Source organism: Xanthomonas sp. NCPPB 3570 (assembly GCF_056725115.1).
This window is the reverse complement of sequence record NZ_CM161513.1, coordinates 1,976,727-1,990,143: the sequence shown is the minus strand read 5'-3', so window position 1 is coordinate 1,990,143 and position 13,417 is coordinate 1,976,727. Positions and strand designations below refer to the sequence as shown.

Sequence of the window (13,417 nt, the reverse complement as noted above, 5' to 3'; positions counted from 1 at the left end):
ATGGCGCATTCCGACGACGAAGACCCCGCTGCCCTGTTCCGTGCGGCCATCGGCAAGGTGGCCCCGCTCAATGCGACGCCGCCGGCCAACCCCAAGCCGCGCCCCAAGCCGCGCGCACGCATGGCCGAACGCGACGACGCCGAGGCGCAAGGCGAGTTCCAGCAATTGCTCCGCCAGAGCGCGCCGCTGGAAGCCGGCGACGTGGCCAGCTACCGCCGCGAGCATCTGCCGGCGCGGGTGTTCCAGCGCCTGCGCAAGGGCCAGTTCTCGGCCCAGGACGAGCTGGACCTGCACGGCGCCACCGCCGCCCAGGCCGAGACGCTGCTGCGCCAGTTCCTGGCCGAAGCGCACGCGCACGAGTTCGGCTGCGTGCGGATCGTCCATGGCAAGGGCCTGCAATCCGGCGGCGTGCCGCTGCTGAAGAATCTGGTGGACCGCCTGCTGCGCCAGCGCAACGACGTGCTGGCCTTCCATTCGGCGCCGACCGCGCAAGGCGGCACCGGTGCGATGCTGGTGCTGCTGGCGCGGCGCTGAGCCGCGATAGCCACGGGCACAGTGGCGCGGGGGTCCATAGGAGATCCACCCGCCGCCGAGGTCGCCGGCGCCGGACCGTGTCTATGCCGAATCCGGCATCGCGCACGTTGATCTGTCATCGCTGCGTAGGAGCGGCTTCAGCCGCGACCGGCTTGAACGGGAAAGCCCCTCGCGGCTGAAGCCGCTCCTGCATCGGTGCATCGGCGTGCCGCCGCGCGCACTTGCGGCGTGCCCGGCAAAGGTCCGGTCAGGCCAGGACGCCATACGCGCGGACGCGATCACCTGACGTACGCACGCATTTCAATTTTCGCCCGCTGAAACGTCTTGTCAGAGAGTACCGCCCCTCTGCGAGCCGAACGTGACCGACGCAACCACCGAATTCCTCCTGCAACCCACTGATCTGGTGGACGTTTCCGCGAGCGCTGCAGCGTTCGAGTCGACATCGGCCCGGCTGGCCCGGCCGGCACCGTCGCCCCCGCCGAGCGGCAAGGCTTCGCAGCCCCGCTGGTGGCCGCTGTTCCTGGCGTCGTTCCAGGGGCGGACCGACTGGCACGGCAACCCGGTGCAGCGCGGGATCAAGGCCACCAAGTACATGCTGCGTGCGCTGTGCATGCCTGCCACGCATCTGCGTTTCCTCGACGAACTGCGCCGCGATCCGCGGATGCGCGGCTATGCCGAGCGCGATCCGCGCCTGCTCGAGCGCCACCTGCACCGTTTCGTCAACACACGCTGGGACAGCAAGGCGCGGCTGCGCCACCTCCGGCAGCACTATCGCCTGATGCTCGAGCGCCTGCCGGCTGGGTTGTTCGACGCCATCTACCGACACGGCCAGGCGGACCTGGGGACGCTGCCGCTGCACGATGGCAGCGCGCTGACGCTGTCCCTGCTGCCGCCGGCGCCGATGAGCTGCGAAGGCGAACTGTGGCTGCAGCTCAGCGACGCGGCGGGACGCCAGTTGTACCGCCTGGTGCTGACGGTGACCGGCGACGACGCCTCCCCGACCGTGCTGATCGGTTGCCTGCAGGGTCCCAGCGGCGGCGATGCCCGCGACGTGGTGCGGACGCTCACCAAGCAGATGCACGGGCTGCGGCCCAAGCAACTGATGCTGTCCCTGGCCTGCACCTTCGCCGAGCGCCTCGGCGCGAACGCGATCCGTGCCGTCTGCAATGGCGCGCATCCGCTGCAGCGCAAGCGAGACGTGTTCCTGTCCGACTACGACGCGTTCTGGATCGAACAAGGCGGTACGCCCATTGCCGATGGCTGGTTCGCGTTGCCACTGACCCCGGCGCGCAAGACCGCGGCCGATGTGCCCAGCCAGCACCGCGCGGCGTTTCGCCGCCGCGAGGCATTGCGCGCGCATGCCGAGAGCCTGCTGGCCGCCGCGCTGCCGACCGCGTGCGCCGCCGCGCCGCGTGGCGGCCAGTGAGCCTGGCTATACTGCCGCGGCCGCTTCCCTGCAGGAGCACCAGCATTCGTGAGCCCGGCCGAGCACACCGAGGGCGCGCCGTCGCCGGAGCGGGCACATGCGCACCACGTCGACGCGTTGTTCAAGGAACATCACCGCGCCCTGCTCGCCTTCCTGCAGTGCAAGCTCGGCTCGATGGCGGACGCGCAGGACGTGGCCCAGGAGGCGTACATGCGCATCGTGACCCTTGAGCGTCCGGACGCGCTGACATCGCCGCGCGCCTACCTGTTCCATGTCGCCTCGAACCTGGCGGTAGACCGGCTGCGCATGCGCAAGGTCCGCGAAAACGCGGCGGTGGAGCTGCCGGAGCACGACCTGCCGCTGCCGCCGGTTCCGGAGCGGCACGCCACGGCCAGCGAGCAACTGCGCGCGCTGACCCGGGCGCTGCAGGAACTTCCGGCCAAGACCAGCCGCGCCTTCGTGCTGCACGTGATCGAAGGCAAGGACTTCGGCATGATCGCCAAGGCGATGAACGTGAGCGAACGGATGGTCCGCTACCATGTGGCCAACGCGCTCGCGCATTGCCGCAAACGCTTCGACGAAGCGGAGATCCCGTAATGGACAGCGGCATCGACAAGCACATCCTCGACGACGCCGCGCGCTGGTGGACCCTGCTGCGCGCACCAGACAGCAACGAGGACACCGTCGCGCGCTGGCTGGACTGGACGGAGGCCGACCCGCGGCACCTGCAGGCGTTCGAGCAAATCAATGCGCTCGGCGGCGAGTTGCGCACGCTCGATCCCGCGGCGCGAGACGAACTGGTCCGCACCTTCGCGCCACCGCGCTCGCGCTGGCGGCCGCTGCAGGTGGCCGCCTGCATCGGCGTGCTGGCGCTCGGCAGCGCCCTCGCCTGGCGGCAGTTGCACCCGCCGCCGGTCACCCAGGTCTACAGCAGCGCGATCAGCCGCCACCACGACATCGTGCTGGCGGACGGATCGAAGATCGCGCTCGGCGGCGCCTCGCGGCTGAGCACCCGCTTCAGCGCCGCGCGGCGCCACGTGGACCTGATCGCCGGCGAGGCCTTCTTCGAAGTGGCGCATCACGCCGGGCGCCCGTTCGTGGTCGACGCCGGCGGCGTGTCGATCCTGGACGTCGGCACCGCCTTCGATGTCAGCCGCGACGGTGAGCGCGTCGAGGTCGCGGTCACCGAAGGCCGGGTCCGCATCTACGGCGCCGGCCAGATGCCGGCCGACGGCAGCGGCGGCCTGGAAGCGGTGGCCGGGCAACGCGTGTCCTACGATCCGGCCAGACCCACGCTGCAGGTCAGCCAGATCGACGTGGCGCAGGCCACTGCCTGGCGCGATCACCGGCTGGAGTTCGTCGATACGCCGCTGGACACGGTGATCGCCAGGGTCAATCGCTACAGCGACCGCCCGCTGCGCCTGGCCGACCCGGAGCTGGCGCGGCTGAGCTTCACCGGTACGGTCGACACCCAGGCGACCGCGCAATGGATCGACGCCCTGCCGCAGGTGTTCCCGCTGCGGGTACGCCAGGGCAAGGACGAGATCGTGCTGAGCCGCCGTTAGGCAACGCCTTCCGCCCAGCTTCGCCTGAGCAGCGCGCGGCGGCCGGGCGAACCGGGCGCCGCGTGGGGAAAGGCGCGCATGGCATAATTCGCGCTTCCGCTGGGGGCGAAGTGCAGTGCGTGGGCTGAGGCGAGTGATCATCTGCGGCAGCCTGGCGCTGCCGCTCGCAACCTGGAACCAAGCTCCAGCCGCGCCCCTCCCGTCCGATGCACGCCAGATCGTATTCTCGATCCCGCCGCAGGCGCTGTCCACGGCGTTGATCGCGTTCGGCAAGCAGGCCAAGGTGCAGGTGCTCACCGCCAGCCCGACCCTGTCCGGGTTGCGCAGCGACGGGCTGCAAGGCGTGTTCACCACGGACGCGGCGCTGCAGCGCCTGCTGCGATCGAGTGGCCTCACCTACCGCATGCTCGATGCGAACACGGTGGCGGTCACCCCTGCGGCCACGGCGCCGGTGGATCCTGCGGACGCCGCCGATGCGCACCGCGCCGGCACGCCGCCCAAGCTGCTGGAACAGGTCGACGCCGCGGCGCTGACCGAGCACGCCATGGGCGACGTGCCTGCCTACGCCAGCGACGCGTTGCGTTATGCCGCCGATTCCATCGCCGTGCCGCAGTCGGTGAACGTGGTCGCCCCACACCTGCTGGCATCTCAGCAGGTGCGCACCGTCGCCGACGCCCTGCGCAACGTGGCCAGCGTGCAGCAGATCGATAACCCGTTGCGCGCGCCGCTGTTCAAGATCCGCGGCATCTACACCGGCAACGGCATGACCGATGGGATGCCGAACAGCTTCGTCGGGCTCGGCGGCTATCCGCCGATGATCGGCGTGGAGCGGGTCGAGGTGCTCAAGGGACCGGAATCGATCCTCGGCGACAGCGACGGCGGCGACATGAGCGGCCTGGTCAACGTCGTCACCAAGCAACCACTGCGCACGCCCAGGCGTGAACTCAGCTACATCCTCGGCGAACGCGGCGACGTGCAGGCCGGCCTCGATGCGACGGGGCCGATCGGCACCACGCCGCTGAGCTACCGGCTCGTCGTCTCCGGCCAGCATGCCGATTCCACGGCGCAAGGCTACGGCCCGCGCAACGCCGCCTACCTGGCCCCGTCAATCGCCTGGCAAGGAGACGACAACCGCCTGGTGTTCGGCGTGCAGCGCGTGATCGATCGCCAGCCGGCCGCCGACCATGCGCTGCTGCTCGGCAAGCGCGTGTCGGCGACGACGCCCAGGACCTTGCGCCTGGGCAACCCGCAGGACCACACCGCCTACCGCACCCAGCGCGCCTACTACCTGTTCGATCAGCGCCTCAGCGACCGCTGGCAACTGCGCAGCCGCGGCCAGTACGTGACCCAGGCCGTCGACGCGCGCAACTGGGGCATGTTGTCGCCGTCGCAGAACGGCATCGTGCGCGCCTATGCCGAGGCCTACCGCAATACGACGGCGTACTCCACCATCCAGAACGACCTGGTCGGCAGCTTCGGCGACGGGCCGCTGCGGCAGACCGTGACCCTCGGCCTGGACTACACGCGCGCGCGCCTTGGCAGCAGCGATTACTTCATCCGGATGCACCGCAACCGCTACGACGTGTTCGGCGACGAGCGGCTGGGTCCGGTGCACTGGCCGCGTTCGCAGCGCGGCATCCGGCATTCCCCGGGCAGCCCCTGGTCGAGCCGCAGCGGCATCCTGCTGCAGGACCAGATCAGCATGGGCGAGCGCTGGGACGTGCTGCTGGCGCTGCGCCGTTCGGCGTACGAGATTTCCAGCTACGACGCCAGGGGCAAGCTGCGCCAGTTGCGCCGGCGCCGCTGGGTGCCCAACGTCGGCGTGGTCTACAGACTGACCCCCGAGGCGTCGCTGTACGCCAGCACCATGAACGGCTTCGCGCCGAGCGCCGTGCTCGGCAAGAACGGCCGGCCGCTGCCGCCCGCGTTGTCGCGGCAGGTGGAGGTCGGTGCGAAGGTCGATCTGTTCGAGCACCGGGCGCGGCTCAGCGCCGCCTACTACCAGATCACCGTCGACCGCAGTTTCGATCTGGTGCTGGCGCACCCGTCGTACTTCGCCAGGCCGATCGACAGCCAGAGCAACCGCGGGCTGGACGTGGATTTCGTGGGCACCCTCGCCCCCGGCCTGGAATTGAGCAGCAGCCTGGCGCTGGCCCGCATCGGCCGGCGCGACGGCACGCCGACCACCGGCGTGCCGCGCACGCGCTTCACCCTGTGGAGCAGCTACCAATTTCAGGACAGCCGCTGGAGCGGCTGGGGGGTGGTAGGCGGCATCCTCGCGCGCGATCACACCCTGGGCCGCTGCCTGGCCGGCGGCTATTTCAAGATTCCCGGGCAGGCCAGCGTGGACGCGAATGTGTCCTATCACACCGAGACCTGGGGCGTGACCGTGGGCATGCGCAACGTTTTCGATCGGCGACTGTACGCCGACGAGTTCGACGAGACCTTCGTGCCGCTGCCGGAGGGACGCAGCCTGCTGTTGACCGGCAGCTACCGGTTCTAGGGCCTCGCGGCCGGCGTGGCGGACGTGACCACGCTCAGGCTTCGGTGGACGCCTGCGGCGCTTCCTCGACCTGGCCGAGTTCGTGCAGCAACGCGGTGGCGTAGCTGCCCGGCGGCAGGGCGAAACGCAGCTCGAGCGCGTCGCCCTGCCCGTCCAGCCAGCGCCACTGCAGGTCGGCCACCCGCAGGCGGGTCGCTCGGCGCTCCTGCTTCAGGCCCTCGCGCTCCAGGCCTTCGCGCAGGCGCAGCGCGACGGCCTCGTCCAGTGCGGCCAGTTCCAGGGCACGCGCCGCCTCGGCGCTGCGCAGTTCGCCGGCACCCCACAGCGGCGCCGACGGATGGATGTCGAAGCGCTGCAGGCGCTCGGCCAGCGCCTCCAACCAGGGCTCCGGACCGAACACGCTGCGGCTGCCGTCGAGCATCCACACTTCGCCGTCCAGCGCGCTGTCCCAGTTGCCGGCAGCCACGCGTGCGGCCAGCACCCGGTTGAACAATTCCGAGCGGGCCGCCGACAGCAGCAGCGAGCGCTGCTCGCGCCGCACCCGGCGACCGCCGAACATCGCCAGTGCGGCGCCGACGTTGCCGCCGTCGCGACCGAAGCGCTGTTCGCCGAACCAGTTGGGAATCCCGCGCGCGGCGATCTGCACCAGCCGCGCCTCGATCGCGGCGCGCTCGCCGCGCACCTCGCGCAGCACCAGCACGAAGCCGTTGCCGGCCAGCGCGCCGCGCGGCAGCTTGCGGTTGTGCCAGTGCGCCTCCAACACCTGAAGGTCCGCGTCCTGCAGGCTGTCCAGGGACGGCGCCACGCGCTTGGGCAGATGCACCGAGAAGCGCTGGGTGGTGACCGCATGCCGGTCCTTCATGCCGGCATAGCCGATCGCCAGTTCCGCCACCCCGGCCCACTGCGCCAGGCGGCGCGCGGCGAAGGCGGTGTTCATGCCGCGCTTGCGCACCGTCAGCAGCAGGTGTTCGCCTTCGCCGCTGGGCGCGAACGCCGGCACTTCATCGACCTGGAAATCCTCGGCGCTGCAGCGCATGCGCGCCTGCAGGGGCGCGGGCCCGAACGCGCGCGGCAGCTCGCTCACAGCGTCACCAGCAAGGCCACCGCCTGCGCCGCGATGCCCTCGCCGCGGCCGGTGAAGCCCAGCTTCTCGCTGGTGGTGGCCTTGACGCTGACGCAGTCCAGTTCGACCTGCAGCAGCGCCGCCAGGCGTTCGCGCATCGCCTGCGCATGCGGGCCGACCTTGGGCCGTTCGCAGATCACGGTGATATCGGCATTGCCCACGCGCCAGCCGCGCGCGTGCAGCAGGCCGACGCAATGATCGAGGAACTGCGCGCTGTCGGCGCCCTTCCAGCGCGGATCGGACGGCGGGAAATGCTGTCCGATGTCGCCCAGCGCCAGCGCGCCGAGCAAGGCATCGCACAGGGCGTGGATCACCACATCGCCGTCGCTGTGGGCGAGCACGCCGCGCTCGTGCGCCACGCGCACGCCGCCAAGCATGAGGTGGTCGCCCTCGCCGAAGGCATGGACGTCGTAGCCCTGGCCGATGCGGATGCGGGGAAGTTCAGACATTGGCATGGAGACATCCCACGAAAAATGAAAAAGGACGGAGCACGCGCCGCGCCGCGGCGGCCGCATCCGACGACAGGCGCATCACGACTGCCGTGCGCGCTGGAACAGTTCGAACTCGAACCGCGCCAGGTCGGCCGGTGTGGTGACCTTGAAATTGTCTTCGGCGCCTTCCACCAGCAGCGGCCGCAGCCCCAGCAACTCCATCGCCATGGCGTCGTCGGTGACCTCCACGCCGGCCGCGGCGGCCTGCTCCAGCGCGCGGCTCAGCTGCATCCGCCGGAACAACTGCGGGGTCAGCGCGCGCCACAGGCGCTCGCGCGGCTCGGTGCCGTCGATGCCGCCGTCGTCGCCGGCACGCTTGAGCGTGTCGCGCACCGGCGCGGCCAGGATCGCGCCGACCGGATCGCCGCGCCCGGCCTCCAGCAGCCGGTCCAGGTCGGCCAGCGCCAGGTTCGGTCGCGCCGCATCGTGCACCAGCACGAAATCGTCCGCCTTCACCGACTCGGGCAAGGCCTGCAGCGCGGCCAGCACCGAGCCGGCACGGCTGCCGGCGCCCAGGCAGGTCAGCACCGGCTTGCCGGCCAGTTCGGTCCAGCCCGGCCACAGCGCATCGTCGGCGCCCAGCGCGACCATCGCCCCGGCCACCGCCGGATGCGCCAGCAACGCTTCCAATGCATGCGCCAGCAACGGACGCCCGCCCGCCTGCAGATACTGCTTGGGCGTGGCGCCGCCGAAACGGGTGCCGCGGCCGGCCGCCGGGACCACGGCCCAGACCGTGGCCATCAGGGTTGCTCGCCCGGCGCCGGGGTGACGGGCGCCGGCTGCGCGCCCGCGGCCGTGCCGGCCGGCGTCGACACCGGTGCGTTCTCGACCACGCGGTAGAACTTTTCGCCCGGCTTGATCATGCCCAGTTCGCTACGCGCGCGCTCCTCGATCGCCGCCTCGCCGTCCTTGAGGTCCTTGACCTCGGCGGCGAGCGCGGCGTTGCGTTGCTGCAGTCCTTCGTTGTCGCGCTTCTGGTGCTCGACCTGGCTTTCGAGCACCAGCACTTCGCCGGAATTGCCCGGGCCGAGCCAGAAACGGTACTGCAGCCACGCCAGCAGTCCCGCCAGCACCAGCAGCAGCCAGCGCCAGTTGCGCACGGCTTATCGCTTGAGCGAGACGAAAGCGTCGCGCCCGGCGTAGCGCGCGGCACTGCCCAGCGCTTCCTCGATGCGCAGCAGCTGGTTGTACTTGGCCACGCGATCGCTGCGGCACAGCGAGCCGGTCTTGATCTGGGTGGCGGTGGTGGCCACGGCGATGTCGGCGATGGTGGTGTCCTCGGTCTCGCCGGAACGGTGCGAGACGATGGCCGCGTAGCCGGCCTTGTCGGCCATGGCGATGGCTTCCAGGGTCTCGGTCAGGGTGCCGATCTGGTTGACCTTGATCAGGATCGCGTTGGCGGTGCCGGACTCGATGCCCTGCTTGAAGATCTTCGGGTTGGTCACGAACAGGTCGTCGCCGACCAGTTGCACCTTGCTGCCGATGCGATCGGTGAGCAGCTTCCAGCCGGCCCAGTCGTCCTCGGCCAGGCCGTCCTCGATGCTGACGATCGGGTACTGCGCGGCCCAGTCGGCGAGGAAGTCGACGAACTGCTCGCTGGTCAGGCGCTTGCCCTCGCCCACCAGGTGGTACTTGCCGTTGTCGTAGAACTCGCTGGAGGCCACGTCCAGGCCCAGCAGCACGTCTTCGCCGGCGGTGTAGCCGGCCTTGCCGATCGCTTCGAGGATGGTGTCCAGCGCTTCGACGTTGCTGCGGAAGTCCGGGGCAAAGCCGCCTTCGTCGCCGACCGCGGTGGACAGGCCGTGGCCCTTCAGCACCGACTTCAGCGCATGGAAGATCTCGGTACCGGCGCGCAGCGCCTCGGAGAACGAGGCAGCGCCGACCGGCAGCACCATGAATTCCTGGAAATCGACGTTGTTGTCGGCATGCGCGCCGCCGTTGATGATGTTCATCATCGGCACCGGCAGCGCCAGGTTCGCGGTATTGCCCGCAGCCAGCGACTGCCACAGCGGCTGCTTGCGCGAGGCGGCAATGGCATGCGCGTTGGCCAGCGAGACGCCGAGCAGCGCGTTGGCGCCGAGGCGGCCCTTGTTCTCGGTGCCGTCCAGGTCGATCAGGCGGCGGTCCAGGCCCTGCTGGTCGGCAGCGTCGAAGCCCTTCAGCGCGCTGGCGATGGTGGTGTTGACGTTTTCCACCGCCTTGCGCACGCCCTTGCCCAGGTAGCGGGTCTTGTCGCCGTCGCGCAGCTCGACCGCTTCCTTGGTGCCGGTGGACGCGCCCGAGGGCACCGCGGCACGACCGAACGAACCGTCCTCCAGAATGACATCGGCTTCCAGCGTGGGATTGCCGCGGCTGTCGAGGATTTCACGGGCGTGGATGCTGCGGATCGTACTCATGGGCGGGCCGGTTACCTGTCAGGAGAGGGGGCGGGGAACGAATGCCGCATGATTATCCCCGCCGGCCCATCACTTGCCAAATCACGCCGATAACGCGGCTCAGCGGAGGATCGCGGACAGGGGGATCGCCGCGATCAGCAGCAGCGCCAGCAGCGCGGCCGCGATGACCGCACAGACGCGTCCCCGCCGCAATCGCCAGCCCTGCACCGCGGCGAGCAGCCCGCCCGGTGCGGAGACCGCCAGCACGCCCAGCGAGGTGAGGATCCACGGGCGCATGGCCCGGATAGCGTTGTCGCCATCGCCGGGCACGCCGATGCTGGCGAGGAAGGACAGGACCGTGCCGACCAGGGCGAGCCAGGCCAGCAGCGCCAACAGCAAAGCGGCCAGGCCCCACGACCGGCCGCAGCGAGGCGACGAGGTCGACGCCATGCGCACCTCAGGCGAAGCGCGAGAACCCGTGCTTCTTGGTGACCGCGTCCAGCTCCATCAGCGTTTCCAGCAGCGCTTCCATCTGATCCAGCGGCCACGCGTTGGGGCCATCGGACAGCGCCTTGGACGGATCCGGATGGGTCTCGGCGAACACGCCGGCCACGCCCACCGCCACCGCCGCGCGCGCCAGCACCGGCACGAACTCGCGCTGGCCGCCGGAACTGCCGCCCTGCCCGCCCGGCAACTGCACCGAATGGGTGGCGTCGAACACCACCGGGCAGCCGGTCTCGCGCATCACGCTCAGCGAGCGCATGTCGCTGACCAGGTTGTTGTAGCCGAAGCTGGCGCCGCGCTCGCAGACCATGATCTGCTCGTTGCCGGTGGACTTGGCCTTCTCCACCACCGGCTTCATGTCCCACGGCGACAGGAACTGGCCCTTCTTGATGTTGACCGGCTTGCCGGCGGCGCACACGTTCCTGATGAAATCGGTCTGCCGCACCAGGAACGCCGGGGTCTGCAGCACGTCCACCACCGCCGCCACCTCGTGCATGGGCGTGTACTCGTGCACGTCGGTCAGCACCGGCACGCCGATCTGGGTCTTCACCGCCTCCAGCACCTTCAGCCCTTCTTCCAGGCCGGGGCCTCGGAAGCTGGTGCCGGAGGTGCGGTTGGCCTTGTCGAAGCTGGACTTGAAGATGAAGTTGATGCCCAGCCGGCCGGTGATCTCCTTGAGCCTGCCGGCGACGTCGAGCTGCAGTTGCATCGACTCGATCACGCACGGGCCGGCGATCAGGAACAGCGGCTGGTCCAGGCCGACGTCGAAGCCACACAGTTTCATTGGATCACCTATCGGTTGAGCCTCGTTCCGTTCGGGCACGAGATGTTTGGCGAGGTTACTCCCCTCTCCCATCGGGAGAGGGGCTGGGGTTGAGGGTCCGGGCGAAGCTTCAGGGAATCAAGCCCCTCTCCCGCCGGGAGAGGGGTCGGGGTGAGGGTCCGGACGAAGCTTCATGGAATCAAGCCCCTCTCCCGCCGGGAGAGGGGTTGGGGTGAGGGTCCGGACGGAGCCTAGGGAACTCAAACTACGCGAGGCTTCGCCCCATACCCTCATCCGGCGCCTCGCGCCACCGTCTCCCACAGGGAGAAGGAACTACGCGCGCGCTTCCTTCAACAACTTGCCACCCGCCTTGCGCTCGCGCGCAGCGCGCACGAAGCCGATGAACAACGGATGGCCGTCGCGCGGCGTGGACAGAAATTCCGGGTGCGCCTGGCAGGCCAGGAACCACGGATGTGTCTCGCGCGGCAGTTCCACCATCTCCACCAGGGTGTCGTCCATCGACTTGGCGGCAATCACCAGGCCGGCGTCCTCGAGCTGGGTGCGGTAGCGGTTGTTGAACTCGTAACGGTGGCGATGGCGTTCGGCCACCACGTCCTTGCCGTACAGCTCGCGCGCCAGCGTGCCCGGCTTGAGCCGCTGCTCCTGCAGGCCCAAGCGCATGGTGCCGCCGAGGTCGGACTTCTCGTCGCGCTTCTCGACATCGCCAGTGGCGGTGCGCCATTCGGTGATCAGGCCGATCACCGGGTACGGCGACTGCCGGTCGTTCTCGGTGCTGTTGGCCGCATCCAGCCCGGCGACGTGCCGCGCGTAGTCGACCACCGCGGCCTGCATGCCGTAGCAGATGCCGAAGTACGGCACGCCGTGCTGGCGCGCATAGCGCGAGGTCAGCACCTTGCCTTCGAAGCCGCGGTCGCCGAAGCCGCCCGGGACCAGGATGCCGTGCACGTCGGCCAGCGCCGCCATGTCGCTGCCCTCCAGGTCCTGCGCTTCCAGCCACTTCAGGTTGACCTTGGTGCGCTGGCGCAGGCCGCCGTGCTTGAGCGCCTCGCCGACCGACTTGTACGCGTCCTGATGGTCCACGTACTTGCCGACCACGGCAATGGTGACCTCGTCGAGCGGATGCTTGATCGCGTCGACCACCGCCTCCCACTCCGACAGGTTGGCCGCGCCGACCTTGTCGCGCAGCTTGAACTGCTCGATGACGATCTCGTCCAGGCCCTGCCGGTGCAACTCCAGCGGCATGCCGTAGAGCACGTCGATGTCGGCGGCGCTGATCACCGCGCGCTCGGAGACGTTGGTGAACAACGCGATCTTGCGCCGCTCCGAATCCGGGATCGCCTGCTCCGAGCGGCACAGCAGCACGTCCGGCTGGATGCCGATCGAGCGCAGTTCCTTGACCGAATGCTGGGTCGGCTTGGTCTTCAGCTCGCCCGCCGCAGCGATGTAAGGCACCAGGGTCAGGTGCATGAACATGGCCTTCTCGGCGCCACGCTCGGTGCGCACCTGGCGGATCGCTTCCAGGAACGGCAGCGATTCGATGTCGCCGACGGTGCCGCCGATCTCGACCAGCGCCACGTCGTAGCCGGCGGTGGCTTCATCCACGCAGCGGCGGATCTCGTCGGTGATGTGCGGAATCACCTGCACAGTGGCGCCGAGGTAGTCGCCGCGGCGCTCCTTGCGGATCACGTTCTCGTAGATGCGCCCGGTGGTGACCGAATTCTTGCGCGACAGGCGCGTGCGCACGAAGCGCTCGTAATGCCCCAGATCCAGGTCGGTCTCGGCACCGTCGTCGGTGACGTACACCTCGCCGTGCTGGAACGGGCTCATCGTGCCCGGGTCGACGTTGATGTAGGGGTCCAGTTTCATCATCGTGACCGACAGGCCACGTGCTTCGAGAATGGACGCAAGCGAAGCGGCCGCGATGCCCTTGCCAAGCGAGGACACTACGCCGCCGGTAACGAAGATCAGGGGGGTCATGGCTCAAAGGCCTCCCGGAAAGCCATAGTTTAACGGGTGAAGCGGATTTGCCCAAGCGCTTTTGCGCAACAGCCGCCCCACAAAAAAGCGACGCCCCGGGCGACCGGGGCGTCGTGTGCTGGGAACCGTGCGCAA

Annotated in this window: 13 protein-coding genes; 5 read left to right on the top strand and 8 right to left on the bottom strand. The window is 69.5% G+C overall.

Going from position 1 to position 13,417, the window contains the following annotated elements:
- The 5 genes from AC1PLR_RS08780 to AC1PLR_RS08760 all read left to right on the top strand — a co-directional run bounded on the left by AC1PLR_RS08780 (position 1) and on the right by AC1PLR_RS08760 (position 6,028).
- Positions 1 to 534 carry a Smr/MutS family protein gene (locus AC1PLR_RS08780; RefSeq protein ID WP_209029074.1) on the top strand — a complete coding sequence of 178 codons (534 nt, stop codon included), beginning with the start codon at positions 1 to 3 and terminating at the stop codon, positions 532 to 534.
- Positions 535 to 892: 358 nt separating this feature from the next.
- Positions 893 to 1,960: a VirK/YbjX family protein gene (locus AC1PLR_RS08775; protein ID WP_481103297.1), complete on the top strand. Its 1,068-nt coding sequence runs from the start codon at positions 893 to 895 to the stop codon at positions 1,958 to 1,960.
- A gap of 48 nt (positions 1,961 to 2,008) precedes the next feature.
- Complete coding sequence (locus AC1PLR_RS08770) at positions 2,009 to 2,557, top strand: RNA polymerase sigma factor (RefSeq protein ID WP_481103296.1); 549 nt, start codon at positions 2,009 to 2,011, stop codon at positions 2,555 to 2,557.
- Complete coding sequence (locus AC1PLR_RS08765) at positions 2,557 to 3,525, top strand: FecR family protein (protein WP_481103295.1); 969 nt, start codon at positions 2,557 to 2,559, stop codon at positions 3,523 to 3,525. The genes AC1PLR_RS08770 and AC1PLR_RS08765 overlap by 1 nt, the downstream gene beginning before the upstream one ends.
- Before the next feature lie 133 nt (positions 3,526 to 3,658).
- Positions 3,659 to 6,028, top strand: coding sequence for a TonB-dependent siderophore receptor (locus tag AC1PLR_RS08760; protein WP_481103294.1), 2,370 nt, complete (start codon positions 3,659 to 3,661; stop codon positions 6,026 to 6,028).
- Positions 6,029 to 6,062: 34 nt separating this feature from the next.
- Here AC1PLR_RS08760 and truD read toward each other — a convergent pair whose 3' ends face one another.
- The 8 genes from truD to AC1PLR_RS08720 form a co-directional block, all read right to left on the bottom strand.
- Positions 6,063 to 7,064 (bottom strand): tRNA pseudouridine(13) synthase TruD, encoded by a 1,002-nt coding sequence (truD, locus tag AC1PLR_RS08755; RefSeq protein ID WP_481103562.1) that lies wholly within the window; start codon positions 7,062 to 7,064, stop codon positions 6,063 to 6,065.
- A gap of 44 nt (positions 7,065 to 7,108) precedes the next feature.
- Positions 7,109 to 7,600 carry a 2-C-methyl-D-erythritol 2,4-cyclodiphosphate synthase gene (ispF, locus tag AC1PLR_RS08750; protein ID WP_481103293.1) on the bottom strand — a complete coding sequence of 164 codons (492 nt, stop codon included), beginning with the start codon at positions 7,598 to 7,600 and terminating at the stop codon, positions 7,109 to 7,111.
- A gap of 81 nt (positions 7,601 to 7,681) precedes the next feature.
- Positions 7,682 to 8,383, bottom strand: a complete 702-nt coding sequence (gene ispD / locus AC1PLR_RS08745) for a 2-C-methyl-D-erythritol 4-phosphate cytidylyltransferase (RefSeq protein WP_481103292.1) — start codon at positions 8,381 to 8,383, stop codon at positions 7,682 to 7,684.
- Positions 8,383 to 8,742, bottom strand: coding sequence for a cell division protein FtsB (ftsB, locus tag AC1PLR_RS08740; RefSeq protein ID WP_010343433.1), 360 nt, complete (start codon positions 8,740 to 8,742; stop codon positions 8,383 to 8,385). Before ftsB ends, ispD begins: the two co-directional genes overlap by 1 nt.
- Positions 8,743 to 8,745: 3 nt before the next feature.
- Positions 8,746 to 10,038: a phosphopyruvate hydratase gene (gene eno / locus AC1PLR_RS08735; RefSeq protein ID WP_043095786.1), complete on the bottom strand. Its 1,293-nt coding sequence runs from the start codon at positions 10,036 to 10,038 to the stop codon at positions 8,746 to 8,748.
- A gap of 99 nt (positions 10,039 to 10,137) precedes the next feature.
- The gene (locus AC1PLR_RS08730) at positions 10,138 to 10,467 is read right to left on the bottom strand and encodes a hypothetical protein (protein WP_481103291.1); all 330 of its coding nucleotides are present in this window, start codon (positions 10,465 to 10,467) and stop codon (positions 10,138 to 10,140) included.
- A 7-nt stretch (positions 10,468 to 10,474) separates the two neighbouring features.
- Positions 10,475 to 11,305: a 3-deoxy-8-phosphooctulonate synthase gene (gene kdsA / locus AC1PLR_RS08725; protein ID WP_019799957.1), complete on the bottom strand. Its 831-nt coding sequence runs from the start codon at positions 11,303 to 11,305 to the stop codon at positions 10,475 to 10,477.
- 312 nt (positions 11,306 to 11,617) lie between these two features.
- Positions 11,618 to 13,282, bottom strand: coding sequence for a CTP synthase (locus AC1PLR_RS08720; protein ID WP_481103290.1), 1,665 nt, complete (start codon positions 13,280 to 13,282; stop codon positions 11,618 to 11,620).
- Positions 13,283 to 13,417: the final 135 nt, after the last annotated feature.